This window comes from Streptomyces sp. NPDC088810, assembly GCF_044750305.1.
GTDB lineage: Bacteria > Actinomycetota > Actinomycetes > Streptomycetales > Streptomycetaceae > Streptomyces.
In genome coordinates, this window is the sequence record NZ_JBIVJQ010000001.1 from 241,844 (window position 1) to 268,288 (window position 26,445).

20 protein-coding genes are annotated in these 26,445 nt (G+C 72.1%); 14 read left to right on the forward strand and 6 right to left on the reverse strand.

Annotation, left to right across the window (positions count from 1 at the left end; genetic code table 11):
• Positions 1-6: 6 nt before the first annotated feature.
• From ACIP4Y_RS01110 to ACIP4Y_RS01125, 4 genes are read right to left on the reverse strand one after another with little or no spacing between them, the layout of a single operon-like run.
• Positions 7-1,167: an acyl-CoA dehydrogenase family protein gene (locus tag ACIP4Y_RS01110; RefSeq protein ID WP_358638353.1), complete on the reverse strand. Its 1,161-nt coding sequence runs from the start codon at positions 1,165-1,167 to the stop codon at positions 7-9.
• Between the two features lie 5 nt (positions 1,168-1,172).
• On the reverse strand, positions 1,173-2,093 hold the full coding sequence (locus tag ACIP4Y_RS01115; RefSeq protein WP_401388595.1) for a hydroxymethylglutaryl-CoA lyase: 921 nt from the start codon (positions 2,091-2,093) through the stop codon (positions 1,173-1,175).
• A 17-nt stretch (positions 2,094-2,110) separates the two neighbouring features.
• Positions 2,111-4,027, reverse strand: a complete 1,917-nt coding sequence (locus ACIP4Y_RS01120; RefSeq protein WP_401386133.1) for a biotin carboxylase N-terminal domain-containing protein — start codon at positions 4,025-4,027, stop codon at positions 2,111-2,113.
• A gap of 11 nt (positions 4,028-4,038) precedes the next feature.
• Positions 4,039-5,655, reverse strand: a complete 1,617-nt coding sequence (locus tag ACIP4Y_RS01125; protein WP_401386136.1) for a carboxyl transferase domain-containing protein — start codon at positions 5,653-5,655, stop codon at positions 4,039-4,041.
• Positions 5,656-5,752: 97 nt separating this feature from the next.
• On the opposite strand from ACIP4Y_RS01125, the gene ACIP4Y_RS01130 reads away from it, so the two are divergent.
• The 4 genes from ACIP4Y_RS01130 to ACIP4Y_RS01145 all read left to right on the forward strand — a co-directional run bounded on the left by ACIP4Y_RS01130 (position 5,753) and on the right by ACIP4Y_RS01145 (position 9,289).
• Positions 5,753-6,349 (forward strand): TetR/AcrR family transcriptional regulator, encoded by a 597-nt coding sequence (locus ACIP4Y_RS01130; protein ID WP_401386139.1) that lies wholly within the window; start codon positions 5,753-5,755, stop codon positions 6,347-6,349.
• 249 nt (positions 6,350-6,598) lie between these two features.
• Positions 6,599-7,756, forward strand: a complete 1,158-nt coding sequence (locus tag ACIP4Y_RS01135; RefSeq protein WP_401386142.1) for an acyl-CoA dehydrogenase family protein — start codon at positions 6,599-6,601, stop codon at positions 7,754-7,756.
• Positions 7,757-7,802: 46 nt separating this feature from the next.
• A complete protein-coding gene (gene tesB, locus ACIP4Y_RS01140) occupies positions 7,803-8,669 on the forward strand; it encodes an acyl-CoA thioesterase II (protein ID WP_358638365.1) in 867 nt (288 codons plus the stop codon).
• 278 nt (positions 8,670-8,947) lie between these two features.
• The gene (locus ACIP4Y_RS01145) at positions 8,948-9,289 is read left to right on the forward strand and encodes a hypothetical protein (RefSeq protein ID WP_401386146.1); all 342 of its coding nucleotides are present in this window, start codon (positions 8,948-8,950) and stop codon (positions 9,287-9,289) included.
• Positions 9,290-9,373: 84 nt separating this feature from the next.
• Here ACIP4Y_RS01145 and ACIP4Y_RS01150 read toward each other — a convergent pair whose 3' ends face one another.
• A complete protein-coding gene (locus tag ACIP4Y_RS01150) occupies positions 9,374-10,162 on the reverse strand; it encodes a phosphatase (protein WP_358638368.1) in 789 nt (262 codons plus the stop codon).
• Between the two features lie 86 nt (positions 10,163-10,248).
• On the reverse strand, positions 10,249-11,988 hold the full coding sequence (locus ACIP4Y_RS01155) for a PucR family transcriptional regulator ligand-binding domain-containing protein (RefSeq protein WP_401386150.1): 1,740 nt from the start codon (positions 11,986-11,988) through the stop codon (positions 10,249-10,251).
• A 193-nt stretch (positions 11,989-12,181) separates the two neighbouring features.
• Here ACIP4Y_RS01155 and ACIP4Y_RS01160 point away from each other — a divergent pair, with 193 nt between their 5' ends.
• From ACIP4Y_RS01160 to ACIP4Y_RS01205, 10 genes are all read left to right on the forward strand, one after another.
• Entirely contained in the window at positions 12,182-13,642 is a 1,461-nt protein-coding gene (locus ACIP4Y_RS01160; protein WP_401386153.1) for a sodium:solute symporter, read from the forward strand.
• A 56-nt stretch (positions 13,643-13,698) separates the two neighbouring features.
• Positions 13,699-14,679 carry an agmatinase gene (speB, locus tag ACIP4Y_RS01165; RefSeq protein WP_401386156.1) on the forward strand — a complete coding sequence of 327 codons (981 nt, stop codon included), beginning with the start codon at positions 13,699-13,701 and terminating at the stop codon, positions 14,677-14,679.
• Entirely contained in the window at positions 14,676-16,361 is a 1,686-nt protein-coding gene (locus tag ACIP4Y_RS01170; protein WP_401386159.1) for a thiamine pyrophosphate-binding protein, read from the forward strand. The genes speB and ACIP4Y_RS01170 overlap by 4 nt, the downstream gene beginning before the upstream one ends.
• Before the next feature lie 326 nt (positions 16,362-16,687).
• A complete protein-coding gene (locus ACIP4Y_RS01175; RefSeq protein WP_358638378.1) occupies positions 16,688-17,182 on the forward strand; it encodes a sortase in 495 nt (164 codons plus the stop codon).
• 131 nt (positions 17,183-17,313) lie between these two features.
• The gene (locus ACIP4Y_RS01180; protein ID WP_401386163.1) at positions 17,314-17,976 is read left to right on the forward strand and encodes a class F sortase; all 663 of its coding nucleotides are present in this window, start codon (positions 17,314-17,316) and stop codon (positions 17,974-17,976) included.
• 289 nt (positions 17,977-18,265) lie between these two features.
• Positions 18,266-19,189, forward strand: a complete 924-nt coding sequence (locus ACIP4Y_RS01185; RefSeq protein WP_401386166.1) for a serine hydrolase — start codon at positions 18,266-18,268, stop codon at positions 19,187-19,189.
• Between the two features lie 306 nt (positions 19,190-19,495).
• Positions 19,496-20,416: a serine hydrolase gene (locus ACIP4Y_RS01190; protein ID WP_401386169.1), complete on the forward strand. Its 921-nt coding sequence runs from the start codon at positions 19,496-19,498 to the stop codon at positions 20,414-20,416.
• 243 nt (positions 20,417-20,659) lie between these two features.
• Entirely contained in the window at positions 20,660-24,379 is a 3,720-nt protein-coding gene (locus ACIP4Y_RS01195; protein WP_401386172.1) for an ABC transporter ATP-binding protein, read from the forward strand.
• A gap of 111 nt (positions 24,380-24,490) precedes the next feature.
• Positions 24,491-24,898, forward strand: coding sequence for a hypothetical protein (locus tag ACIP4Y_RS01200; RefSeq protein ID WP_401386175.1), 408 nt, complete (start codon positions 24,491-24,493; stop codon positions 24,896-24,898).
• 105 nt (positions 24,899-25,003) lie between these two features.
• Positions 25,004-26,419: a S28 family serine protease gene (locus tag ACIP4Y_RS01205; protein ID WP_401386178.1), complete on the forward strand. Its 1,416-nt coding sequence runs from the start codon at positions 25,004-25,006 to the stop codon at positions 26,417-26,419.
• The last annotated feature ends 26 nt before the right edge of the window (positions 26,420-26,445 follow it).

Consider the following 26,445-nt stretch of genomic DNA (forward strand, 5'->3'; position numbering starts at 1 on the left):
CGGGGCTCAGCTCACCAGCCCGAGTTCACGGGCGATCAGCATGCGCTGGACCTCGCTCGTGCCCTCGCCGATCTCCAGGATCTTGGAGTCGCGCCACATGCGGGCCACCGGGTACTCGTTCATGAAGCCGTAGCCGCCGTGGATCTGGGTGGCGTCGCGGGCGTTGTCGACGGCGACCGTGGAGGAGTGGAGCTTGGCCAGGGCCGCCTCCTTCTTGAAGGGTTCGCCGGCCACCAGGCGGCTGGCCGCGTCGCGCCATGCCAGGCGGGCCGTGTGGGCCTTCATCTCCATGTCGGCGATCTTGAACTGGATGGCCTGGTTGGCGCCGATGGGCCTGCCGAAGGCGTGGCGTTCCCTGGCGTACTTCACCGACTCGTCCACGCAGCCCTGGGCCAGGCCGGTGGCGAGGGCGGCGATCGCGATGCGGCCCTCGTCCAGGATGCGCAGGAACTGGGCGTAGCCGCGGCCCTGTTCGCCCAGCAGGTTGGCGGCGGGCACCCGGACGTCGGCGAAGGACAGCTCACGCGTGTCGGAGGCGTTCCAGCCGACCTTCGAGTACGGCGCCGCCACCGTGAAGCCCGGCGTGCCGGACGGGACGATGATCGCCGAGATCTCCGGCCTGCCGTCCGGCTTGCGGCCGGTCACGGCGGTCACCGTGACCAGGCCCGTGATGTCCGTACCGGAGTTGGTGATGAAGCACTTCGTGCCGTTGATCACCCATTCGTCGGTGTCCGGGTCCAGGCGGGCCGTCGTACGGGTCGCCCCGGCGTCGCTGCCGCCGTCGGGTTCCGTAAGGCCGAACGCGCCCAGGATCTCGCCGGAACAGAGCCGGGGCAGCCACTGCCGCTTCTGCTCCTCCGTGCCGAAGAGGTGGATCGGCATCGCGCCCAGCGACACCCCCGCCTCCAGCGTGATGGCCACCGAGGAGTCGACGCGGGCCAGCTCCTCCAGCACGAGGCCCAGGGCCAGGTAGTCGCCGCCCATCCCGCCGTACTCCTCCGGGAACGGCAGTCCGAACAGGCCCATGCGGCCCATCTCCCGGACGATCTCGTACGGGAACTCGTGCCGCTCGTAGAAGTCGCCGATCTTCGGCGCGACGACATCGTGCGCGAACTGCTCGACCGTACGGCGGAGTTCCTCCAGCTCGGGGCTGAGGCGGTGGTCCATGCTGATCACTGGTCCTTGTGGGAGAGAGCGCGGACGGTACGGGACGGGCTGGGCCGGCCCAGCTGTTCGGCCATCCACACGCTGGTGGCGGTCAGACGGCCGAGGTCGACCCCCGTCTCGATGCCGAGTCCGTGCAGCATCCAGACGAGGTCTTCGGTGGCGAGGTTGCCGGTGGCGGACTTGGCGTACGGGCAGCCGCCGAGCCCGCCCGCGGAGGCGTCGACCGTGGTCACGCCGTGTCGCAGCGCGGCCAGCGTGTTGGCGAGCGCCTGGCCGTAGGTGTCGTGGAAGTGCACGCCGATCACGTTCGTCGGCACCCCCTCCTCGTTCAGCGCAGAGAGCAGTTCGAGCACATGGCCCGGGGTGGCCACCCCGATCGTGTCGCCGAGGCTCAGCTCGTCGCAGCCCATGTCCCGCAGGGCCGTGCAGACGCGGGCCACCTGGTGCAGCGGCACCGCGCCCTCCCACGGGTCGCCGAAGCACATCGACACATAGCCGCGCACGTACACGCCCCGGTCCTTGGCCTGCCGCACCACCGGCTCGAACACCGCCAGGGACTCGTCCAGCGTGCGGTTGAGGTTGGCCTTCGCGAAGGACTCGGTGGCGCTGGCGAACACGGCGACGCGCTCGGCACCGAGGGCCAGCGCCCGGTCCAGGCCCCGCTGGTTGGGCACCAGCACCGGCAGGTCGGCGCCCAGCTCCCGGACCAGCGGGAACAGCTCCTCGGCGTCCGCGAGCTGGGGCACCCACTTGGGGTGCACGAAGCTCGTCGCCTCGATCGTGGTCAGGCCCGCGGCGGCCAGCCGGCGGATGAACTCCGCCTTCACCGCCGTCGGCACGGCCGTCTTCTCGTTCTGCAGTCCGTCGCGCGCGCCGACCTCGTGGATCCGCACCCGCGCGGGCAGGTCCGGGGCCGGCACGACCATGGGCAGTCCCCCGGCGGTCACTGCGCCACCTCCTCGTGCGGTGCGATGACGGCCAGCACCTGGTCCATGGCGACCGTGGTGCCCGGCGTCACGTCCAGCTCGGCGACCGTGCCGGCGTGCGGGGCGGAGATGACGTGCTCCATCTTCATCGCCTCCACCACCAGCAGGCTCTGCCCGGCGGCGACCTCGTCCCCGACGGCCACCTTCACCACCGTCACCGTGCCGGGCATGGGCGCGGTGAGCGAGTCGGCGCCCGCGTGGGCCGAGCGGTTCAAGGACGCGGCCACCGGGTCGTGGTCGCGGACGTGCCAGGCGTCGCCGTCGCGGCCCAGCCAGTCGCCGGCGCGGCGGAAGGTGTGCCGGACGCCGTCGAGGGTGACGGACACCCGGTCCCCGGTGACCGTGTGGGCGCCCCGGGGCGTGTGGGTCACCGGGTCCTGCACCCGCAGCGGGAAGGACGGCGGCTTCGGGGTGCCGCCCATCCGCCAGCCGCTCGGCACCGAGAACGGGTCGGTCCAGCCCTCCGCGCGCGGTTGCAGCGCCGCCAGCCGCACGGCCGCCGCCGCCTCGTACACCTCCTCCGGCACCTGGGCGGGGACCAGCTCGTCCACCACCCGCTCGACCAGACCGGTGTCCAACTCGCCCGCCACCACGGCCGGATGGGCCAGCAGCCGGCGCAGGAAGCCCGCGTTGGTCTGCACGCCCAGCGTGACCGTCTCCGCGAGGGCCGCCCGCAGCTTTCTGAGCGCCGTCGCGCGGTCGGGGCCGTAGGCGATCACCTTGGACAGCATCGGGTCGTAGAGGCTGCCCACCTCGGTGCCCTCGCTCAGCCCGGAATCGGTGCGGACGCCGTCGCCCTGGGGCTCGTCCAGCAGCAGCACCGTGCCGCCGGACGGGAGGAACCCGCGCGCGGGGTCCTCGGCGCAGATCCGGGCCTCCACCGCGTGCCCGGTCAGCCGCAGGTCCTCCTGCGCGAAGCCCAGCGGCTCCCCGGCCGCCACCCGCAGCTGCCACTCGACCAGGTCGAGCCCGGTGACGAGTTCGGTGACCGGGTGCTCCACCTGGAGGCGGGTGTTCATCTCCATGAAGTAGTACGACGACGGGTCGCCGCCCGGGACGATGAACTCGACCGTGCCCGCGCCCCGGTACCCGCACGAGCGGGCCGCCTGCACGGCCGCCGCGCCCATCGCGGCCCGGGTCGCCTCGTCCAGGAGGACGCTCGGCGCCTCCTCGATGATCTTCTGGTGGCGCCGCTGGAGGGAGCACTCGCGCTCGCCGAGGTGGACCACGTTGCCGTGGCCGTCGGCCAGCACCTGGATCTCGATGTGCCGGGGCCGGTCGACCCACCGCTCCACCAGCAGGGTGTCGTCCCCGAAGGAGGCGCGGGCCTCGCGGCGGGCGGCGGCGATCTCCTCCTCCAGCACGCTCATGTCCCGCACCAGCCGCATGCCCTTGCCGCCACCGCCGGCGGACGGCTTCAGCAGCACGGGCGCCCCCAGCTCGCGGGCCGCCGCGGCCAGGTCGGGGTCACGCCCGCCGGGTACGACCGGCACCCCGGCCGCCTTCACCGTCTCCTTGGCGCGGATCTTGTCGCCCATGAGCGCGATCGCGTCGGCGGGCGGGCCGATGAAGACCAGCCCCGCCTCCTCGCACGCGCGCGCGAAGCCCGCGTTCTCGGCGAGGAACCCGTACCCCGGGTGGACGGCCTGGGCGCCGGTGCGGGCGGCGGCCTCCAGCAGCCGCTCCACCGACAGATAGCTCTCGGCGGCCGGTGCCGGACCGATCCGTACCGCCGTGTCGGCCTCCCGGACGTGCCGTGCGTCGGCGTCGGCGTCGGAGAAGACCGCCACCGAGCGCACGCCCAGCGAGCGGAGCGTACGGATGACGCGTACGGCGATCTCGCCCCGGTTGGCCACCAGCACTGTGTCGAACACGGTTCCCCTCCTCACATCCGGAAGACGCCGAACTGGGGCTCTCCCAGAGGCGCGTTGGCGCAGGCCGTCAGGGCGAGGCCGAGGACCTGACGGGTGTCCAGCGGGTCGATCACGCCGTCGTCCCACAGGCGGGCGGTGGCGTAGTAGGCGTTGCCCTGGCGCTCGTACTGCGCGCGGATCGGTGCCTTGAAGGCCTCTTCCTCCTCGGCCGGCCACTCCTCGCCGCGCGCCTCCAGCTGGTCGCGCTTGACGGTGGCCAGGACGCTGGCGGCCTGCTCGCCGCCCATGACGGAGATCTTGGCGTTGGGCCACATCCACAGGAAGCGGGGCGAGTACGCCCGGCCGCACATCGAGTAGTTGCCCGCGCCGTAGGAGCCGCCGACGACGACCGTCAGCTTCGGCACGCGCGTGCAGGCCACCGCCGTCACCATCTTGGCGCCGTGCTTGGCGATGCCGCCCGCCTCGTAGTCCTTGCCGACCATGAAGCCGGAGATGTTCTGCAGGAACACCAGCGGGATGCCGCGCTGGTCGCACAGCTCGATGAAGTGGGCGCCCTTCTGGGCGGACTCGGCGAACAGGATGCCGTTGTTGGCGACGATCCCGACCGGGTGGCCGTGGATCCGGGCGAACCCGGTGACCAGGGTCTGCCCGAACTCGCTCTTGAACTCGGCGAACCGGGAACCGTCGACCACGCGCGCGATGATCTCGCGGACGTCGTAGGGGGTGCGGGAGTCGACCGGGACGGCGCCGTACAGCCCGTAGGGGTCGATTTTGGGCTCGACGGACGGCTGCACCTCCCAGGGCAGGGAGCGCCGGGCGGGCAGCGTGGCCACGATGTTCCGGACGATCCTCAGGGCGTGCGCGTCGTCCTCCGCGAGGTGGTCGGTGACCCCGGAGACCCGGGAGTGCACCTCGCCGCCGCCCAGCTCCTCGGCGGTGACGACCTCGCCGGTGGCCGCCTTCACCAGGGGCGGCCCGCCGAGGAAGATCGTGCCCTGGTTGCGGACGATCACGGCCTCGTCGCTCATCGCCGGCACGTACGCCCCGCCGGCCGTGCAGGAGCCGAGGACGGCCGCGATCTGCGGGATGCCGGCGCCGGACATCCGCGCCTGGTTGTAGAAGATCCGGCCGAAGTGGTCCCGGTCCGGGAAGACCTCGTCCTGCATCGGCAGGAAGGCCCCGCCGGAGTCGACCAGGTAGACGCACGGCAGCCGGTTGTCCAGGGCCACCTCCTGCGCGCGCAGGTGCTTCTTCACCGTCATCGGGTAGTACGTGCCGCCCTTGACCGTGGCGTCGTTGGCGACGATCACGCACTCGCGACCGCCGACCCGGCCGATCCCGGCGATCACCCCGGCGGCCGGGGCCTGTCCCTCGTACATCCCGTCGGCCGCGAGCGGGGCCAGCTCCAGGAAGGGCGAGCCCGGGTCGAGCAGCGTGTCCACCCTGTCCCTCGGCAGCAGCTTGCCGCGCGCGGTGTGCCGCGCCCGCGCCTTCTCGCCGCCGCCGAGGGCCGCCGCGGCCAGCTTGGCGCGCAGCTCCTCCACGAGGGCGAGATGGGCCTGTTCATTGGCCCGCCAGGCCTCCGACGCGGGGTCTGCCGCGCTCGTCAGCTCCGGTGCCTCCTGCATCCTGCGGTCCCCTCACCCGGTGATCGAACCAGTTAATGAGCGTTAACCATTTCCTTCAGGTTAACGACCGCTAACCTCGCTGTCTAGAATTGACCGCATGGTCACCAGAACCGACGCCACGACCCGCCGCGAGCAGATCCTCAAGGAGGCCGCCCGGCTCTTCGCCGAGCGCGGTTTCCACGGCGTCGGTGTCGACGAGATAGGTGCCGCGGTCGGCATCAGCGGCCCCGGTCTGTACCGGCACTTCCCGGGCAAGGACGCGATGCTCGCCGAGCTGCTGGTCGGCATCAGCGGACAGCTGCTCACCGGTGCCAAGCGGCGGCTGGCCGAGGCCGACGGGGTGCCGGCGACCCGGATCCTCGACTCCCTGATCGAGGGCCACATCGACTTCGCCCTGGACGACCGCCCGCTCATCACCCTGCACGACCGTGAGCTGGACCGCCTGCGCGACAGCGACCGCAAGCTGGTGCGGCAGCTGCAGCGGCAGTACGTCGAGCTGTGGGTGGAGGTGGTCCGCGAGGTGTACCCCGGGCTGACCGAGCCGGCCGCCCGCTCCGCGGTCCACTCGGTCTTCGGCCTGCTCAACTCCACCCCGCACCTCGGCCGCGCCGGCACGCTCCCCGGCCGCCAGACGACGGCGGTGCTGCTGCACCGGATGGCGCGGGGAGCGTTCGCGGCGGCCGGCGAGGAGTAGCGGCTCCACGGCCGGGGGAGTGACGGGTCCGAGAGCGCTACGGGCGGTGGCCGCGCTCGCTGCGGCGCTACTGGATGGGCGCGCCGCTGCGCGGAGGCCTGTGTCCGTGGCATCCGCCTGGGGCTGCCAGTGAAGCGGGCGTGACGAGCGTTACGGCGGAACCCCTCTGGACGGGGTTCCGTACTCGCCGGTACGGTTGAGTGAGCAAGCGCTTAGACATGCCGATGTCAGGTACGTGGAGGTGACGGCGTGCGCCGTACGGTGTTCAACGAGGATCACGAGGCGTTCCGGGAGACCCTTCGCGCCTTCATCGAGGCCGAGGTCGTACCGGTGTACGACGAGTGGTTCGCCGCCGGCCAGGCGCCGCGCGACTTCTACTACAAGCTCGGTGAGCTGGGCGTCTTCGGCATCAGCGTGCCGGAGGAGTTCGGCGGCGCGGGCCTGGACACCCACAAGTTCGAGGCCGTCCTCTACGAGGAGACCTCGCGCGCGGGCGTCCAGTTCGGCGGCTCCGGCGTGCACGTGCTGCTCGCCCTGCCCTACATCAAGATGCTGGCCAACGACGAGCAGAAGAAGCGCTACCTGCCGAAGTTCGTCACCGGCGAGGAGATGTGGGCCATCGCGATGACCGAGCCGGGCACCGGTTCGGACCTCGCGGGCATGAAGACCACCGCCAGGCTCTCCGAGGACGGCACGCACTACGTCCTCAACGGCGCCAAGACCTTCATCACCGGTGGCGTCCACGCCGACAAGGTGATCGTCTGCGCCCGTACCGCCGCGCCGACCGCCGAGGACCGCCGCCACGGCATCTCCCTGTTCGCCGTGGACACCAAGTCCGAGGGCTACTCCGTCGGCCGCAAGCTGGACAAGCTGGGCCTGCGCACCTCCGACACGGCCGAGCTGGCCTTCGTCGACGTCAAGGTGCCGGTCGAGGACCTCCTCGGCGAGGAGAACAAGGGCTTCTACTACCTCGGCCACAACCTGGCCTCCGAGCGCTGGGGCATCGCCTTCGGCGCCTACGCGCAGGCCAAGGCCGCCGTCCGGTTCGCCAAGCAGTACGTGCAGGAGCGCACCGTCTTCGGCAAGCCGGTCGCGCACTTCCAGAACACCAAGTTCGAGCTGGCCGCCTGCCAGGCAGAGGTGGACGCCGCCGAGGCGGTCGCCGACCGCGCCCTGGAGGCCCTGGACGCCGGCGAGCTGACCCCGGCCGAGGCCGCCTCGGCGAAGCTGTTCTGCACCGAGGTCGCGCACCGCGTCATCGACCGCTGCCTCCAGCTGCACGGCGGCTACGGCTACATGAACGAGTACCCGATCGCCCGCCTGTACGCGGACAACCGCGTCAACCGCATCTACGGCGGCACCAGCGAGATCATGAAGACGATCATCGCCAAGGACATGGGCCTGTAAGGCCCGCGACACCGACACGCGATCACTGGCCGGTACAACTGACGCCATGAGCCAGGCACTCCAGGATCTCCTCGATCTGCTCGACCTCGAGCAGATCGAGGAGAACATCTTCCGCGGCCGTTCCCGCTCCGCCGTCGTCCCGCGCGTCTTCGGCGGGCAGGTCGCGGCGCAGGCGCTGGTCGCCGCAGGGCGGACGGTCCCCGCGGACCGGCCCGCCCACTCCCTGCACGCGTACTTCCTGCGCCCCGGCGACCCGGGAGCGCCGATCGTCTACACCGTGGACCGCATCCGGGACGGCCGGTCCTTCACCACCCGCCGGGTCGTCGCCGTCCAGCACGGCAAGCCGATCTTCCACCTCTCGGCGTCCTTCCAGGCTTACGAGGACGGGCTGGAGCACCAGGCGCCCATGCCCGCCGCGCCCGACCCGGCGACCCTGCCCACCTCCCACGAGCGGCTGCGCGGCTACGGCCACCTCGCGCCCGAGGTGGTGGAGCGGTTCCTGGAGGCCCGCGAGGCGATCGACCTGAGGTACGTGGACGAGCCGCCGTACGGGCAGTACGGCGAGCCGCGCGAGCCGCACTCCCAGGTGTGGTTCCGCACCAACGGCAAACTCGACGACGACCCCCTGCTGCACGTGGTCCTCGCCACCTACGTCTCCGACATGACCCTGCTCGACTCCGTGCTGCTCGCGCACGGGCGCGGCGGCTGGGCCGTCGGGGACGTCGTCGGGGCGTCCCTGGACCACGCGATGTGGTTCCACCGGCCCTTCCGCGCCGACGAATGGCTGCTGTACGACCAGGAGTCGCCGTCCGCGCACGGCGGCCGCGGCCTCGGTCAGGCCCGCATCTACACCCAGGACGGACGGCTCGCCATCTCGGTCATCCAGGAGGGCGTGGTCCGCGTCCCGCGCTGACGGCCCGACGGATGTGCGCCTGGGCACGGGGTGGTGCCGCTCCCGGAAGACATGTGACCCATGCGGCAGTAGGCTCCTTTAGTGAAAGCCGCAACGAACGGCCTGCCCGGTTCAGCCGGTGCGCCCGGCATCCGGGGGTTCTCGACGCCGTTTCGTATCACTTCATTGCGGTGACATCTGAAGACCGCGCCGCATCTTCGCATCTGCAGCGGCGTGGCCATCCACCTCGCGCCTTCCGCCGGGAGTCGCGAGAGACGATGGAGATGGAAGGTACTCCCATGCGATCACAGCGCACGAGGCGTCTTGTCGCGTTGTCCGCCTCCGGCCTCCTGCTGGCCGGCGGAGCCGCGATCGGCACAGCCGGGACCGCCTCTGCCGCGGACCACAGCGACCACGGCTCCTACAGCAGCAGCTGGGGAGACGACGACAACGGGCGTCACGGCGACCACAGCTCGTGGGGCGACGATGACGACGACTACGGCGACCACGGCGACCACGGCGACAACGGTGGCTACGGCGGTGACCACGGCGACAACGGTGGCTACGGCGGTGACCACGGCGACAACGGCGGCTACGGCGGCGACCATGGCGGCAACGGAGGAGGTGGGCACGGTCACTGACCCGACCACGCACTGAGCGCGGCGTGCGGCCCCGGCGACGGGACCGCACGTCACGCCTGTCACTCCGTCAGATCCGGCACGCCGTCAGGCCAGTTCCGCCTCGGCGAGCAGATACGCCGTCATGGGGTCGTAGTAACGCGGGCTGACGACATGGTCGTCCAGCGGCACGACGACCTGGACGGTGCCCTCGGACTCGGCGAGGAACAGGGCCGGGTCGTTGCAGTCGGCGTACCCGACGGAGTCGACGCCGTGCTGACCCGCGTACCCGGCCCAGCCGTGGTCCGCGACCACCAGGTCCGGCAACGGCCGTCCCTCCCGCTCGAGTCCGGTCAGAACGGCCCGCATCGGCTCGCCCGAGTGGGTGTGCCACAGCGAGGCCCCGTGCTCCAGCACGGCCACGTCCGCGAACTGCATGACGTACCCCTCCTCCGTCTGCAGCCCGTCCGGGATGACCACGATCTCGCAGCCGGCGGCGCGCAACGCGGCGGCCGTGGCCCGGTGCACGTCCAGCAGACCGCCCGGGTGTCCGGTCGCGAACAGCACCCGTTGCCGCCCCTCGGCCGCCTTGCGCAGCCGCGCCGCCATCCGGTCCAGCGCGTCCACGGTCAGCTCGGGGTCGATGGTGTCCTGTCCGTACCGGTACTCGGGGTCGTCGTTGACACCCACCCGCTCGGCCATCACCGCGAGCACGTCCTGCTCGTCCGTCCAGCGGTCGCCCAGCTCCAGGCCGAACCAGAAGCCCCGGACACCGTTGGCGAGCTGGCGGTAGTGGGAGAGGTTGTTCTCGCGGGGCGTGGCGACGTCCCCCGCGATACGGGTGCGCACCAGGTGTTCGACGAGCTGGGCGCGGCTGGGTGTCCCGGATATCGGCATGCCTCCATTGTGGGGCAGCCCGCGGCCGGCGTCCTTGGCATATCGCCCGCTGGGACGGGGGTCACTCGGCTCTCCGGGCCCGGTCCTCAGGTCCGCCGCAGCGCGAACCACAACTCCATCCGGACGTCCGGGTCGTCCAGGTCGGCGGCCAACAGGGCGGCGCAGCGGGCGATCCGCTGCCGCACGGTGTTGCGGTGCACGTCCAGCGCCACCGCCGTACGGTCCCAACTGCCGTGCAGCGACAGCCAGGTGCGCAGGGTCTCGGCGAGCGCGGCCTGCCCCGCGAGGGGAGCGAGCAGCGTACGGGCGTGCGTGTCGGCGTCCGCCCGCGGCACCAGGTCCTCCAGCGCCGGGCGGGCGGCGTGCCGGACCAGCGGGGTACGGGTCGCGCGGGCCCGGGCGAGGGCACGGGCGGCCTGGGTGTCGGCGGCCGGCCACTCCGGCGGCCCGGCCGCGGCACTCACCCCGAGCGTCCACCCGGGTTGCGGCTCCGGCTCCCGGTCCGCCGGCACCAGCACCCGTACGACGTCACCGGCGAGGTCGACCAGCGGTGAGCCCAGGGCGGCGCCGAGCGCGGAGGCCGCGACCGCGTCCGGTGCCTGCGCCTCCGGCCGCGCGTGGACGACGAGCCACTGCCCGGTGCCGAGCAGCGGGGCCACCTGCTCGGGCGGGGCGCCCAGCAGCAGCCGCACGAGCGCGGAGGACCGGGCCGCCCCGGCCCCGCTCTGGTGTTCACCGGTCAGCAGGGACAGCAGGACGGCGGCGACGGAGGCGATGGTGTGGTCCCCCGGGTCGCGCCGGGGAGCGGCCACACCGAGCACGAACCCGGCTCCGGCCCCGAGCGCGTAGACGGCGAGGTGGGTCGAGCCGTGCGTGTCGGTGGCGGAGGTGGGGTGCGCACGGGTGGCTGCGGGGGAGGCGTGGGAGGCCTGGGCGGGGGAGGCGGGTCTCGGCCGGGTGGGGGGACCGGCCGGTGCCGTCGACGGCCCTGGTGCGGAGGCGGGGTGCGGGCGGGTGGCCGGTGCGGTGGGGGCCGGGGGTGCGGGGGAGGCCTGGGCGGGGGAGGCGGGCCTCGGCCGGGTCGCCGGTCCGGACGGTGTCGGCACCGGGCCCGGTGCCGAGGGCGAGACCGGGGTGGCGGGCGGACGGCCGGTGTCCGCGGCCGCTGCCGTCGTCGGGCGCACCACCCCGGCCAGCTCCGCGAGCGCCGTCCGCACGGCCTCCGGGGTCTCCCGGCCCGCCCCCGCGACCTCCGTGCCGTCGGGCCCGTACAGCACCGCGCGGCCGCCCAGCCGCTGGGCCAGCTGGCGCAGCACCGAGGGGACCGGATCCGGCCGGGACGCGGCTGCCGCGAGGCTCTGCTGGGCCTCGGTGACCCGGCGCAGTTCGGCCAGCCGGGCCTGTGCCATCAGCTGCCACACCGCGCGGGCCACGCCGGAGAAGGTGGTCTGCGGCGGCACCTCCAGCAGCGGCAGGCCGTACCGCTCGCAGGCGACGACCAGGGCGCGCGGGACCGTGTCGTGCACCGGGGCCAGCCCGAAGCCGAGGGCGGCGCCGCCCGCCGCCACGATCCGGGAGACGTAGTCCTCGAAGTAGGTGCCCGAGCCGGCGGCCTCCGGGATGTGCACCCCGGCCGTCAGCAGCAGCTCGCCGCCCAGCAGGTACGGGTACGGGTCGGCCATCTCCGAGGTGTGCGCCCAGTGGATCACGATCCCCGGATCCGCCGGCCCGGCGATCTGCCGCAGGGCGAGGTCCTCGCGGGCCAGCAGCGCCTGGAGCGGGACAGGTGGGGTCGGTGGGACCGCTGGGGCGATCGTCTCCGGCATGGTGTGCGTTCCCTCCATCCCGCCCCGTTCATATGGATGAAACGTACACTTCGCAGTCGCTTTCCGGCCACCTAGTGTCGGGTGGGCACGGCAGCCGCGGGTACGGGCGGATGTCCCCGCGAGCCGCTGCCGACACATCACCGAAGCATCTGCACGACACGCCACCGGACAGTGCGCGAAGGAGGGCCGCCCCATGGCCGTCGACTACACAGTGATCGTCGTCTATCTCGCCGGCATGCTGGCCATGGGCTGGTGGGGCATGCGCCGCGCCAAGTCCAAGAGCGAGTTCCTGGTGGCCGGCCGGCGCCTCGGGCCCGCCATGTACTCCGGCACCATGGCGGCGATCGTCCTCGGCGGCGCCTCCACCATCGGCGGGGTGGGCCTCGGCTACCAGTACGGCCTCTCCGGCGCCTGGATGGTCTTCACCATCGGCCTGGGCCTGCTCGCCCTTTCGGTCTTCTTCTCGGCGCGCATCGCCCGCCTGAAGGTCTACACGGTCTCCGAGATGCTCGACCTGCGCTACGGCGGCCGGGCCGGCGTGATCTCCGGCGTGGTCATGTGGGCGTACACCCTCATGCTCGCAGTGACCTCGACCATCGCCTACGCCACGATCTTCGACGTCCTGTTCGACATGAACCGGACCGTCGCGATCATCCTGGGCGGCTCGATCGTCGTCGCGTACTCCACCCTCGGCGGCATGTGGTCCATCACGCTGACCGACATGGTCCAGTTCGTGGTCAAGACGATCGGCGTGCTCCTGCTCCTGCTGCCGATAGCCGTCGTCAAGGCGGGCGGGTTCTCCGAGATGAAGGCCAAGCTGCCGACCTCGTACTTCGACCCGCTGGGCATCGGCGGCGAGACGATCTTCACCTACGTGCTGATCTACACCTTCGGCATGCTCATCGGCCAGGACATCTGGCAGCGCGTGTTCACCGCCCGCAGCGACAAGACCGCCAAATGGGGCGGCACGGTGGCCGGAACCTACTGTCTGGCCTACGCCCTCGCCGGCGCGGTGATCGGCACCGCCGCCAAGGTGCTCTACCCCGACCTGGGCAGCGCCGACGACGCCTTCGCCACCATCGTCAAGGACGAGCTGCCCGTCGGCGTGCGCGGCCTGGTCCTGGCCGCCGCCCTCGCCGCCGTGATGTCCACCTCCTCCGGCGCCCTGATCGCCTGCGCCACGGTCGCCAACAACGACATCTGGTCCCGGCTGCGCGGTGTCGTACGCCGCGGCGGCGAGGAACACGACGAGGTCAAGGGCAACCGCGCCTTCATCCTGATCATGGGCCTGGCCGTGATCGGCACGGCGATCGCGCTGAACAACGTGGTCGAGGCGCTCACCGTCGCCTACAACCTCCTCGTCGGCGGCCTGCTCGTGCCCATCCTCGGCGGCCTGCTGTGGAAGCGCGGCACGGTCCAGGGCGCGCTGGCCTCCGTCGTCGTCGGCGGCCTCGCCGTCATCGGCCTGATGGCCGGCTACGGCATCCTCGCCAACGAACCCGTCTACTACGGCCTGCTGGCCTCCCTCGCGGTCTACGTCGCCGTCTCCCTGGCGACCAGGCCCACCGACGAGGCGGTCCTCGCCGCCTGGCGCGAGCGCCTCGCCGGCCGATCCCCCGAACTCGCGTCCGAACCGGTCCCGGCTCCCCAGTAGAGTCATAGGGAAAGCAGTACAAGCGCGATGAAGCGCTGGAAAGAAGGCAATTCACCATGAGCAGCAACGAGACGCCCCGCGGCCCCGTCGACTCCTCCCGCATCCCGCGGTACGCCGGACCCGCGACCTTCGCCCGGCTGCCCCGTCTGGACGAGGTCGGCACCGCCGACGTCGCCGTGGTCGGCGTGCCGTTCGACTCCGGCGTCTCGTACCGGCCGGGCGCCCGCTTCGGCGGCAACGCCATCCGCGAGGCGTCCCGGCTGCTGCGCCCGTACAACCCGGCGCAGGACGCCTCCCCGTTCGCCCTCGCGCAGGTCGCGGACGGCGGCGACATCGCCGTGAACCCGTTCAACATCAACGAGGCCGTCGAGACGATCGAGGCCGCGGCCGACGAGCTGCTCGGCACCGGCGCCCGCCTGATGACCCTCGGCGGCGACCACACCATCGCCCTGCCGCTGCTGCGCTCGGTGGCCAAGAAGCACGGCCCGGTCGCCCTGCTCCACTTCGACGCCCACCTGGACACCTGGGACACCTACTTCGGCGCCGAGTACACGCACGGCACGCCGTTCCGCCGCGCAGTCGAGGAGGGCATCCTCGACACCTCGGCCCTCTCCCACGTCGGCACCCGCGGCCCGCTGTACGGCAAGCAGGACCTCACCGACGACGAGAAGATGGGCTTCGGCATCGTCACCTCGGCGGACATCTACCGCCGGGGCGCCGACGAGGTGGCCGACCAGCTGCGCCAGCGCATCGGCGACCGCCCGCTGTACATCTCCATCGACATCGACTGCCTCGACCCGGCGCACGCGCCCGGCACCGGCACCCCGGAGGCGGGCGGCATGACCTCCCGCGAGCTGCTGGAGATCCTGCGCGGTCTGGCGTCGTGCAACCTGGTCTCGGCGGACGTCGTCGAGGTCGCCCCGGCCTACGACCACGCGGAGATCACCTCGGTCGCGGCCTCCCACACGGCGTACGAACTGACCACCATCATGAGCCGCCAGATCGCGGCGGCGCGGAAGGACGCGGAAGCGAAGTGACTCACGACCACGACCTGGTACTCCGCCCGACGACGGCGCAGATCACCGCCGCCCTGAACCCTCCCCCGGGGCGCAACGGCGGAGACCTGGTCGTGGAGACGCTGGCCGGGCTCGGCGCGACCACGGTCTTCGGCCTGCCCGGCCAGCACGCCCTCGGCATGTTCGACGCCCTGCGCCGCTCGACGCTGCGCTACGTGGGCCTGCGGGTGGAGAACAACGCGGGCTTCGCGGCCGACGCCTACGGCAGGATCACCGGCGAGGCGGCACCGCTGCTGCTCTCGACCGGCCCGGGCGCGCTGACGTCACTGGCCGCGCTCCAGGAGGCGGCGGCCGCCTCCGCCCCCGTCCTGGCGATCAGCAGCCAGATCCCGACGGCGGGCCTGGGCGGCGGCCGGCACGGCTACCTCCACGAACTCCCGGACCAAGCCGCCTCGTTCCGCGGAGTCGTCAAGTCGGTCCACACCGTCCGCACCCCGTCGCAGATCCCCTCCGCGATCGCGGCGGCCTGGAAGTCGGCGCTGACCGCCCCGCACGGCCCGGTGTGGGTGGAGATCCCGCAGGACGTCCTGCTGGCGGAGACCTCGCTGCCGGTGGTGACGGCGATGGACGCGACCCCGGACGACCTGGTCCCGCGCCCCGAACTCACCGCGGTGGCGGCCGACCTGCTGTCCCGCGCGTCCCGCCCGGCGGTCATCGCGGGCGGCGGTGTCGTACGCGCCGACGCGTCCGGCAAGCTGCTCCAGCTGGCCGAGAGGCTTCAGGCACCGGTCGTGACGACCTTCGGCGGCAAGGGCGCGTTCCCCTGGAACCACCCCCTGTCCCTGCAGTCCTGGCTGGAGGACCGGCACACGACGGACTTCCTGGAGGACGCGGACGTCCTCCTGGTGGTCGGCTCGGGCCTCGGCGAACTGTCCTCCAACTACCACACGTTCCAGCCCCGCGGCCGAGTGATCCAGATCGAGGCGGACCTCGGCAAACTGGAGTCCAACCACCCGGCCCTCGGCATCCACGCGGACGCACGCCTGGCCCTCCAGGCCCTGTTGGAGACGGTCGAGGAGCGCACGGACGCCTCGGCACCGGAGCGGGTGCGGGAGCTGCTGGCCAAGGTCGCCGACCGCATCACGTCCCAGCAACTCACCCTGGAGCAGGACGTGCTGGCGTCGGTCCGCCGCGCCCTGCCGGCCGACTCCCCGTCCTTCTGGGACATGACGATCCTGGCCTACTGGGCCTGGTCGGCGTTCGACGCGCAGGGCCCCAACACCATGCACTCGGCGCAGGGCGCCGGCGGCCTCGGCTACGGCTTCCCGGCGGCCCTGGGCGCGGCGGCGGCGGACCCGACCCGCCCGGTGCTGGCGGTGTCCGGCGACGGCGGCGCCCTGTACTCGATCGCCGAGCTCGCGACGGCGAAGCAGTACGACCTGCCGGTCACCTGGCTGATCATCGACGACGGTGGCTACGGCATCCTCCGCGAGTACATGACGGACGCCTTCGGCCGGCCGACGGCGACGGAATTGCACCGTCCGGACTACGTGGCCCTCGCGGAGTCCTTCGGCGTACCGGGCGTCCGTACGACCCCGGAGGCGCTGGAGGAGGACCTGGCCAAGGCCCTGTCCGCGCCGGGGCCCTCGGTGGTCGTCCTCCCGGCGGTGCTGCGGATGTTCGCGCCGACGCATCTGGGCTGACCGGGCGGCGGGAACGGCGACGCGGCCGGTCCGCCGCCCCGCCCGTCACCCGTCCCGGCAGCGGCCGGGCGCGCCCGGTGACGGCGACCTCGGCGGCGTCACCCTTTCACCGTGATGGGGACGGGGCGGTGGATGATTCGCATCCGTGATCTCCGGGGGTGTGACCTGCGCAAGCGACCAGAACGGGACCCCGCGGCACCTGACTGGGTGACACATCCGGCGCTGCGTCAGGTTGCGGAACTGACGGACTGTCGGTTGCCTCGTGAGTGGAACACAGGAGAGGCGCCGCGCAGACAGGCCGGACACTGTTCCGTTGGAGGATTCGCATGCGTTACACACACCTGGGTGCGGGGATCGGCCTGGCTCTCGGTGCGCTCGGACTGCAGATCCCGGCCGCTGCCGCCGCCGATGACTCGGATGTCCGTATCGACTCGTGGAACGCCTACCCGGGCTCCACGGTCACGGTCAGTACGAGCGCCTGCGACCCCGACGCGGACTACGGCAAGGGCTGGTCGGAGGTGGGCGGAGAGTTCCACCTCTTCGAAGGCGACGAGGAGGGGGAGCTGACCGGCCGGTTCCGGATCCCGGAGGGAACCCGGCCGGGCAGCAGCGACACCATCACCCTGAAGTGTCCGCCACTGACGAAGCTCACGGAGACGTACCAGGTCACCGGCCGCCCTCCGACCGGCTCGGTCAGCGCCGGCTTCGGACCGGACGAGGACACGGGTACGGGGCTCGTCCTGGGCGGCGGGCTGCTCGTCACGGCCGCCGCCGGGGGTGCGGTCTGGCTGCGCCGCCGCCCGAACGGCAACCGGACCTGACCGTCCGACACCTCCCGCCGGCCCCACCCGCCTCGGCCCGTGACCGGCCCCCGAACGGGCTCCGTCCGATGGCCGCGAGGCCCGCACCACCCGCTGTGCCGTACCCGCCGTGAAGCAGAGGCCCGACCGCGATGGCACCCGGACACCACACCAGCGCGCCCCGAGACGCGTTGAGCCCCGCCGGGCTCCTTCTCGCCTGCGCGATGACGGCGGGTGCCATGCTGCTGATCAACGGGGTCCACGACGGGGTCCACGACGGGGAGCCGCCGCGGCCGTCGGCGGCCCAGGCCTTCTCGGCCTCCGCGCACCCCACCGGCCGCACGGTCCGTCCGCTGCCCCCCGCGGATCCGGTCCGGCTCCGGATCGCCGCCATCGGCGTGGACGCCCCGATGACCCGCGTGGGCCTCGATGCGGCAGGTGCGCTACGGCCCCCGCCAGCCGGCGAACCCGGCCTCGCCGGCTGGTACGGCGACGGCACGGCTCCCGGCTCGGCGGGAACCGCCGTCGCCACCGGGCATGTGGACACACCCACCGGCGACCCCGGTGTCTTCTACGATCTCGGCACCCTGGCCCGGGGCACCACCATCGAGATCCGCCGGGCGGACCGGCGGACAGCGGTGTTCGCCGTCCGCGCCGTCGAGTTGTACGACCGGGAGAAGTTCCCCAGCGAGAAGGTCTACGGCGGTTCCGGCCGGCCCGAACTCCGGTTGATCACCTGCGGTGGCGGCTACACCAAGCGCACCGGCTACCTGGGCAACGTCGTGGTCTACGCGACGCTGACCGCGGTGACGTAGCCGGACGGACGGGCGCCGGACGGTCGGGCGCCGGCCGCCGCACGCGGACGCCGGCCAGCGCGTAGGCGCCGCCGCCCGCGGTCCGCTGAGCCGCCTTCACCCCCACGGTCGCGGAAGCCGTGCCGAGTCCCGTCCGGACCCCGAGGGCCGGCGAGGGCCCGGTGAGGCACGTCCCCTTCCCCGAACGCACGTACAACTATCGACCCCTTTGGCGAGTCCATTGAGGCAGCGCACGGGTGCGCTCAACGGCGTTCAGGGGGACGCCCGTACGACTTCAAGGGGACTTTCCATGACTTACCGGACATCCGGCCGGGCCGGTGTGCTCGCGGCCGCCGTCAGTGCCGCGCTGCTCATACCGGCCGTGACCGCCGCCACTCCGGCCGCCGCGGTCACGCCCGCCGTGACCTGCACGTCCGCCAAGGCGGGCCTGGCCGCCAAGCTGACGAAGGACATCACGGCCGCCCTGGCGAACCGCAAGGGAACCGTCGCCATCGGCCTGTACGACCGCAGCACCAAAACCACCTGCACCCTGCGGGCCACCAGCGCCTTCGACTCGGCCAGCACCGTGAAGGTCACCGTGCTCGCCACGCTGCTGTGGGACGCGAAGAAGCACAACCGGTACCTGACGAGCACCGAGCAGTCGCTCGCCAAGGCCATGATCACCCAGTCCGACAACACCGCGACCAGCAAGCTCTGGAAGCAGCTCGGCATGACGAAGATCAAGGGCTTCCTGTCCGCCGCCGGCATGACCAAGACCGTGCCGGGTGCGGACGGTTACTGGGGCCTGACCCGGGAGAACGTCAACGACGAGCAGAAGCTCCTCAAGCTGGTCACCGCCAAGAACAGCGTGCTGAGCGACAACGCCCGCACCTACATCCTCAAGCTCATGGGCCAGGTCGTCTCCTCCCAGCGCTGGGGCACTCCGGCCGGGGCGCCGTCGTCCGTCTCGGTGCACGTGAAGAACGGCTGGCTGCAGCGCTCCACGCACGGCTGGCGGGTGCACAGCCTGGGCACCTTCAACGGCGCCGGGCACGACTACACGATCACCGTGCTGACGCAGGACAACAGCACCATGGGCTACGGCGTGACCACGATCCAGAACGTCGCCAAGGCGATCCACAAGGACCTGGTGCCGGCCACGTCCGGTGTCACCCGCTACACCCCGACCGACTCGCCGAGCGAGGCGTTCGTCGCCGTACCCCCGCAGGGCTGACCCGGGGCCTCACGGCCGCCTCGTCAGGCCCCGCCGCTGCCGGCCGGCGTTGCCGGATCCGGTCGGCAGCGGTCCCGGTCGGCCGCTCTCGCGGGCCGATGACGGTCGCGTAAGAGGTACAGCGCGCAGGACACGGGCGGCGCGGGGCCGCGGCAACAGGCCGCCGCCGTAGGAGCGTTGGCCGCCGCCCGGTCCTCGCCGACGGGCTGCCGGCCCGGTGGCAGACCCTCCTGATCCTGCGAACTCCCGCCCTGCGAACATGCGTACTCGCAGGACGCCCGTCCGACGTCAAAGGGGGAAGCCTTCATGACCCACCGGATATCCCGCAGAGCCGGGGCATTCACGACCGCCTTCGGTGCCACGCTGCTCGTCTGCGCCACCGTCCTTCCGGCCGCGGCGGCACCGACGGCCACCGTCGCGTGCACGTCCGCCCGTACCGGCCTGGCCGCCAAGCTGAAGAAGGACATTACGGCCGCCCTGGCGAACCGCGAGGGCACCGTCGGCCTCGGTCTGTACGACCGCTCCACCGGCACCACCTGCACCCTGAACGCCACAACCGCCTTCGACTCGGCCAGCACCGTGAAGGTCACCGTGCTCGCCACGCTGCTGTGGGACGCGAAGAAGAGCAACCGGTACCTGACCGACACCGAGGACGAACTCGCCACGGCCATGATCACCGAGTCGGACAACGACGCGACCAGCACGCTGTGGAAGCAGCTGGGCACGGCGAAGATCCAGGGCTTCCTCACGGCGGCCGGCATGACGAAGACCGTGCCGGGTGCGGACGGCTACTGGGGCCTGACCCAAGAGAACGTCACCGACGAGCAGAAGCTGCTCAAGCTGGTCACCGCCAAGAACAGCGTGCTGAGCGACAACGCCCGCGCCTACATCCTCAAGCTCATGGGCCAGGTCGTCGCGGACCAGCGCTGGGGCACCCCGGCCGGGGCGCCGTCGTCCGTCTCGGTGCACGTGAAGAACGGCTGGCTGCAGCGCTCCACGCACGGCTGGCGGGTGCACAGCCTGGGCACCTTCAACGGCGCCGGCCACGACTACATGATCACCGTGCTGACGCAGGACAACAGCACCATGGACTACGGCGTGGCCACCATCCAGAACGTCGCCAAGGCGATCCACAAGGACCTGGTGCCGGCCACCTCCGGTGTCACCCGCTACACCCCGACCGACTCGCCGAGCGAGGCGTTCGTCGCCGTACCCCCGCAGGGCTGACGTCTCCCGAGACGGTCACGCCGGCGCGGCGGCGGCCGGCTGCCCGACCGCCGCCGGGCCCGCGGGAACACGCGTGACCGCTTCGGTGCCCTGCCGGCACCGACCGCGCGGCCCGGCCGAGGCGTCCGCACCGCAGTGCCGCCGGGGCCGGACCCAGCGGAGCTTTTCGTTGCGGAGGGATGAAATCCGCTCCTCGTGACGTTGGTGTGTTGCGGTAGAGCAGGTCGAACGGAAGGCACCGGAGTGGCAGCGCAACGGGGATGGGCACGACGCCTGGCGGGGTACGCCTGGCGGTATCCGAAGGACGTCGTCCTGGCCCTCGGCTCGTCCCTCGCCGGCATGGCCGTCCTGGCCGTCGTCCCGCTGATCACCAAGGTGATCATCGACGATGTGATCGGTGCCCGCACCCGCGCCATGGCCCCGTGGGCCGGCGCCCTCGTCGGCGCGGCCCTCCTCGTCTACGCCCTGACCTACATCCGCCGCTTCTACGGCGGCCGGCTCGCCCTGGACGTCCAGCACGACCTGCGGACCGAGATGTACGGCACGATCACCCGGCTGGACGGCCGCCGCCAGGACGAGCTGTCCACCGGGCAGGTCGTCGGCCGCGCCACCAGCGACCTCCAGCTGATCCAGGGCCTGCTCTTCATGCTCCCGATGACCATCGGGAACGTCCTGCTCTTCCTGATCTCCCTGGTGATCATGGCGTGGCTGTCGCTGCCGCTGACCGTGGTCGCCCTGGCCGTCGCGCCCGCCCTCGGCTGGATCGCCCGCCGCAGCCGCAGCAGGCTGCACCCCGCCACCTGGTACGCCCAGGCCCAGGCCGCCGCCGTGGCCGGTGTGGTCGACGGCGCGGTGAGCGGTGTCCGCGTGGTGAAGGGCTTCGGGCAGGAGGACCAGGAGACCGGCAAGCTGCGCGAGGTCGGCCGCCGGCTGTTCGCGGGGCGCCTGCGCACGATCCGCCTGAACAGCAGGTACACCCCGGCCCTCCAGGCCGTCCCGGCGCTCGGCCAGGTCGCCATGCTGGCCCTCGGCGGCTGGCTGGCCGTACGCGGTCACATCACGCTCGGCACCTTCGTGGCCTTCTCCACCTACCTGGCCCAGCTGGTCGGCCCGGTCCGCATGCTCGCGATGGTCCTCACGGTCGGCCAGCAGGCCCGGGCCGGCACCGAGCGCGTCCTGGAGCTGATCGACACCGAGCCCACCCTGAAGGACGGCACCAAGGAGCTGCCCGCCGACGCTCCCGCGACCGTCGAGTTCGACGACGTGTCCTTCGGCTACGACCACGCGCGTCCGGTGCTGGACGGGCTGAGCTTCGAGATCCGGCCCGGCGAGACCCTCGCCGTCGTCGGCTCCTCGGGCTCCGGCAAGTCCACCCTCTCCCTGCTCCTGCCGCGCTTCTACGACGTCACCCACGGCGCCGTCCTCATCGGCGGCCACGACGTGCGCGAGCTGACCCTGGACTCGCTGCGGGCCGCGATCGGCCTGGTCCCTGAAGATTCGTTCCTCTTCTCCGACACCGTCCGCCACAACATCGCCTACGGCCGCCCGGACGCCACCCGGGAGGAAATCGAGGCCGCCGCCCGCGCCGCCCAGGCGGATCGTTTCATCAGGGAGCTGCCCGACGGCTACGACACCAAGGTCGGCGAGCAGGGCCTGACCCTCTCCGGCGGCCAGCGCCAGCGCGTCGCGCTCGCCCGTGCCCTGCTCACCGACCCCCGCCTGCTGGTCCTGGACGACGCCACCTCGGCCGTGGACGCCCGGGTCGAGCACGAGATCCACGAGGCGCTCCAGCACGTGATGCAGGGCCGTACGACCCTGCTCATCGCCCACCGCCGCTCCACCCTGAACCTCGCCGACCGCATCGCCGTCCTCGACGGCGGCCGGCTCGCCGACCTCGGCACCCACGAGGAGCTGCAGGAGCGCTCGGCCCTCTACCGCCGGCTGCTCACCGACCCCGACGAGCTGGGCGGGGTCTCCCCGGGCCACGCCCGCCCGGCCGAGCCGCGGGAGGACACCTCCGTCCGGGACGAGCTGGACGCCGAGTTCGACGCCGAGCGCGGGGTGACCCCCCGGCTGTGGACCGGCGACCGCGAACCCAAGGACACGGCCCTGTCCGGCTCCCCGGCCACCACGGAGCTGCTCGCCCAGGTGGACGCGCTGCCCCCGGCCACCGACACTCCGGACATCGACGAGGGTCGCGCGGTCCTGCCCGAGGACTCCTACGGCCTGCGCCGCCTGCTGCGCGGCTTCGGGCTGCCCCTGCTGGTCAGCCTGCTGCTGGTCGCTGTGGACGCGGGCGCGGGCCTGCTGCTGCCGGTGCTGATCCGGCACGGCATCGACTCCGGCGTGACCAAGGCGGCGATCGGCGCGGTGTGGTCGGCCGCCCTGCTCGCCCTGCTGACCGTGCTGGTGCAGTGGGCCGCGCAGATCGGCGAGATCCGGATGACCGGCCGTACCGGCGAGCGTGTGCTGTACTCGCTGCGGCTGAAGATCTTCTCGCAGCTCCAGCGGCTCGGCCTGGACTACTACGAGCGCGAGCTGACCGGCCGGATCATGACCCGGATGACGACGGACGTCGACGCGCTCTCCACGTTCCTGCAGACCGGCCTGGTCACCGCCTTCGTCTCGGTCGTCACCTTCTTCGGGATCATGGCCGCCCTGCTGGTGCTCGACCTCCAGCTCGCACTCGTCGTCTTCGCGACCCTGCCCCCGCTGTTCGTGGCCACCTTCTTCTTCCGCCGGGCGAGTGTGAAGGCGTACGAACTCGCCCGCGAGCGGGTCTCCACGGTGAACGCCGACCTCCAGGAGACCGTGGCCGGGCTGCGGATCGTGCAGGCCTTCGGGCGGGAGCGGGACGGCGGACGCCGGTTCGCCGAGCGCAGTGACGGCTACCGGCGCGCCCGTATCCGCGGCCAGTGGCTGATATCGGTCTACTTCCCGTTCGTGCAGCTGCTGTCCTCGGTCGCCGCGGCGGCCGTGCTGATCGCGGGCGCGGGCCGGGTGGAGGCGGCCACGCTGACGACGGGCGCCCTGGTGGCGTACCTGCTCTACATCGACCTGTTCTTCGCGCCGGTCCAGCAGCTCTCCCAGGTCTTCGACGGCTACCAGCAGGCCACGGTCTCGCTGGGCCGCATCCAGGAGCTGCTGCGCGAGCCGACGTCCACGCGGTCCGCCGCCGAACCCCTCGACGTGCTGTCCCTGCGCGGTGACATCGCCTTCGAGGGCGTGCACTTCGCGTACGGCGGCGAGGAGGAGGCGCTGTCCGGCATCGACCTCACGATCCCGGCCGGGCAGACGGTCGCGTTCGTCGGCGAGACGGGCGCCGGCAAGTCGACCCTGGTCAAGTTGGTCGCGCGGTTCTACGACCCGACCGCCGGACGGGTCACGGTCGACGGTACGGACCTGCGCGCGCTGGACCTCACCGCGTACCGGCACCGCCTTGGGGTCGTGCCGCAGGAGGCGTACCTCTTCCCGGGCACCATCCGCGACGCCATCGCCTACGGCCGCCCCGGCGCCACCGACGCCGAGGTGGAGGCGGCGGCCCGCACGGTCGGCGCGCACGAGATGATCGCCACCCTGGAGGGCGGCTATCTGCACGAGGTCGCCGAGCGCGGCCGCAACCTCTCCGCCGGGCAGCGCCAGCTGATCGCGCTGGCCCGCGCCGAACTGGTCGACCCGGACATCCTGCTGCTGGACGAGGCCACGGCCGCCCTGGACCTCGCCACCGAGGCCCAGGTCAACCAGGCCACCGACCGGCTGGCGGGCCGCCGTACGACGCTGGTCGTCGCGCACCGGCTCACCACCGCGGCCCGCGCGGACCGGGTGGTGGTGATGGACCGCGGCCGGGTCGCGGAGGACGGCACCCACGAGGAACTGCTGGCCCGCGGCGGCCGGTACGCCGAGCTGTGGCGGACCTTCGTCGGCCAGTCCGAGCCGGAGGAGCCGGTCGGCGCGTCCCGCTGAGGCCCCTGGCTGGGGTGTGTCGCTGACGGTCGTGCAACCATCCGACACACCCATGCGTCCGTACATCAGTACGGACACGGGGGAGCGCGTTCGATTACGGGGAGGACGACAGTGCACAGTGGTGCGATAGGCCGACGACTGCGCAGGCGACTGGCGCTCGGCGCGGCCGTGCTGGCCGTGTCCGGGGCGTTCACGCTCACGGCGACGGGGGCCGCGCAGGCGGCGGGACCGGCCGGCACCTGCGCCGGACGGGAGGTGAAGACCCTGCCGTTCAGGACCGGGGTCACCCACGTCTACCAGCGCAACGGCTACGTCTGTGCCGTCACCGTGGCCAGAGCCCCCGGCGCCGCCCGGACCATGTCGGTCAGCGTGCAGGCCCGCGGCAACCGGCCCGTCGTCGACAGGGGCCGCTACCGGTACCACGCCGGCCCGGTGATCGTGCACGCCGGCCACCGCTGTGTCTGGATCAAAGGCGCGGTGGGCCGGTACTCGACCAGCTCCGGCTGGATCCTGTGCTGAGCGGCTGAAGCGGCCCTTCGGTGAGGAGCGCTCAATTACCCCTGGTGTGAGGCAGGTTGCTGGGATAGCTTCCGGCGCACATCTGTCTCACAGGGGAGAGTGCGCATGCGCAAGGCGCTCAGATGGCTGCTGGCGCTCACGGTCTTCATAGGCACGCTGAGCACGGCGGCCGGCGCGGCCACCGCCGCCGAGCCCGAGCCCGCCGACATCAAGGACCGGCTCCTGTCGATACCCGGCATGAGCCTCGTCCAGGAGAAGCCGTACCCCGGCTACCGCTACTTCGTCCTGAACTACACCCAGCCGATCGACCACCGCCATCCGGACCGGGGCACCTTCCAGCAGCGCATCACCGTGCTGCACCGGGACGTGACCCGCCCGACGGTCTTCTACACCAGCGGCTACAACGTCTCCACCAACCCGTCGCGCCGCGAGCCCACCCAGATCGTGGACGGCAACCAGGTCTCCCTGGAGTACCGCTTCTTCACCCCGTCCCGCCCCGACCCGGCCGACTGGTCCACGCTGGACATCTGGCAGGCGGCGAGCGACCAGCACCGCGTGTACGAGGCCCTGAAGCCGGTCTACTCCGCCAACTGGCTGGCCACGGGCGGCTCCAAGGGCGGCATGACGGCCACCTACTACGAGCGCTTCTACCCCCGTGACATGAACGGCGTGGTGGCCTACGTCGCCCCCAACGACGTCGTGAACAACGAGGACTCGGCGTACGACCGCTTCTTCGAGCGGGTCGGCACCAAGGAGTGCCGGGACCGGCTGAACGCCGTCCAGCGGGAGGCGCTGGTGCGGCGCGCCCCGCTGGAGAGGAAGTACGCGGCGTACGCGGCGGAGAAGGGCTACACCTTCACCACCATCGGCGGCCTGGACAAGGCATATGAGGCGGTCGTCCTGGACTACGTCTGGGGCTTCTGGCAGTACAGCCTCCTGAAGGACTGCGACACCGTCCCGGCGAACGCTGCGACCGCGACCGACGAGGAGATCTGGAACTCGGTCGACACGATCTCCGGCTTCTCCGCCTACACCGACCAGGGCCTGGAGACGTACACCCCGTACTACTACCAGGCGGGCACACAGCTCGGCGCGCCGACGATCCACTTCCCGCGCATCGAGCGGAAGCTGATCCGCTACGGCTACCAGCCGCCGCGCAACTTCGTCCCGCGCTCCATCCCGATGCGCTTCCAGCCGGACGCGATGCGCGACGTGGACACGTGGGTCCGCCACCGCGCGCACCACATGCTCTTCGTCTACGGCCAGAACGACCCCTGGGGCTCGGAACGCTTCCGGCTCGGCAAGGGAGCCCATGACTCCTACGTCCTCACGGCCCCCGGCATGAACCACGGCGCGAACGTGGCGGGCCTGGTCCCGGACCAGAAGAGCCTGGCCACGGCCCGCATCCTGGACTGGGCGGGCCTCTCCCCGTCCACCGTGGCCCAGGCGAAGCCGCTGGCCCGGTACGACGCGAAGCTGGACGTACGGGACGCGGAGCGGGAGCCGGCGTTGCGGCCGTAAGCCCGTGAGAGGTGACTGGCGGCGGG

Coding starts and splice junctions, on each gene's coding strand:
- ACIP4Y_RS01160 (WP_401386153.1), top strand. CDS start 12,182: ATGGCCGTCGACTACACAGTGATCGTCGTCTATCTCGCCGGCATGCTG.
- ACIP4Y_RS01150 (WP_358638368.1), bottom strand. CDS start 10,162: ATGCCGATATCCGGGACACCCAGCCGCGCCCAGCTCGTCGAACACCTG.
- ACIP4Y_RS01175 (WP_358638378.1), top strand. CDS start 16,688: ATGCGTTACACACACCTGGGTGCGGGGATCGGCCTGGCTCTCGGTGCG.
- ACIP4Y_RS01205 (WP_401386178.1), top strand. CDS start 25,004: ATGCGCAAGGCGCTCAGATGGCTGCTGGCGCTCACGGTCTTCATAGGC.
- ACIP4Y_RS01115 (WP_401388595.1), bottom strand. CDS start 2,093: ATGGTCGTGCCGGCCCCGGACCTGCCCGCGCGGGTGCGGATCCACGAG.
- ACIP4Y_RS01130 (WP_401386139.1), top strand. CDS start 5,753: ATGGTCACCAGAACCGACGCCACGACCCGCCGCGAGCAGATCCTCAAG.
- ACIP4Y_RS01110 (WP_358638353.1), bottom strand. CDS start 1,167: ATGGACCACCGCCTCAGCCCCGAGCTGGAGGAACTCCGCCGTACGGTC.
- ACIP4Y_RS01125 (WP_401386136.1), bottom strand. CDS start 5,655: ATGCAGGAGGCACCGGAGCTGACGAGCGCGGCAGACCCCGCGTCGGAG.
- ACIP4Y_RS01190 (WP_401386169.1), top strand. CDS start 19,496: ATGACCCACCGGATATCCCGCAGAGCCGGGGCATTCACGACCGCCTTC.
- tesB (WP_358638365.1), top strand. CDS start 7,803: ATGAGCCAGGCACTCCAGGATCTCCTCGATCTGCTCGACCTCGAGCAG.
- ACIP4Y_RS01155 (WP_401386150.1), bottom strand. CDS start 11,988: ATGCCGGAGACGATCGCCCCAGCGGTCCCACCGACCCCACCTGTCCCG.
- ACIP4Y_RS01145 (WP_401386146.1), top strand. CDS start 8,948: ATGCGATCACAGCGCACGAGGCGTCTTGTCGCGTTGTCCGCCTCCGGC.
- ACIP4Y_RS01185 (WP_401386166.1), top strand. CDS start 18,266: ATGACTTACCGGACATCCGGCCGGGCCGGTGTGCTCGCGGCCGCCGTC.
- ACIP4Y_RS01180 (WP_401386163.1), top strand. CDS start 17,314: ATGGCACCCGGACACCACACCAGCGCGCCCCGAGACGCGTTGAGCCCC.
- speB (WP_401386156.1), top strand. CDS start 13,699: ATGAGCAGCAACGAGACGCCCCGCGGCCCCGTCGACTCCTCCCGCATC.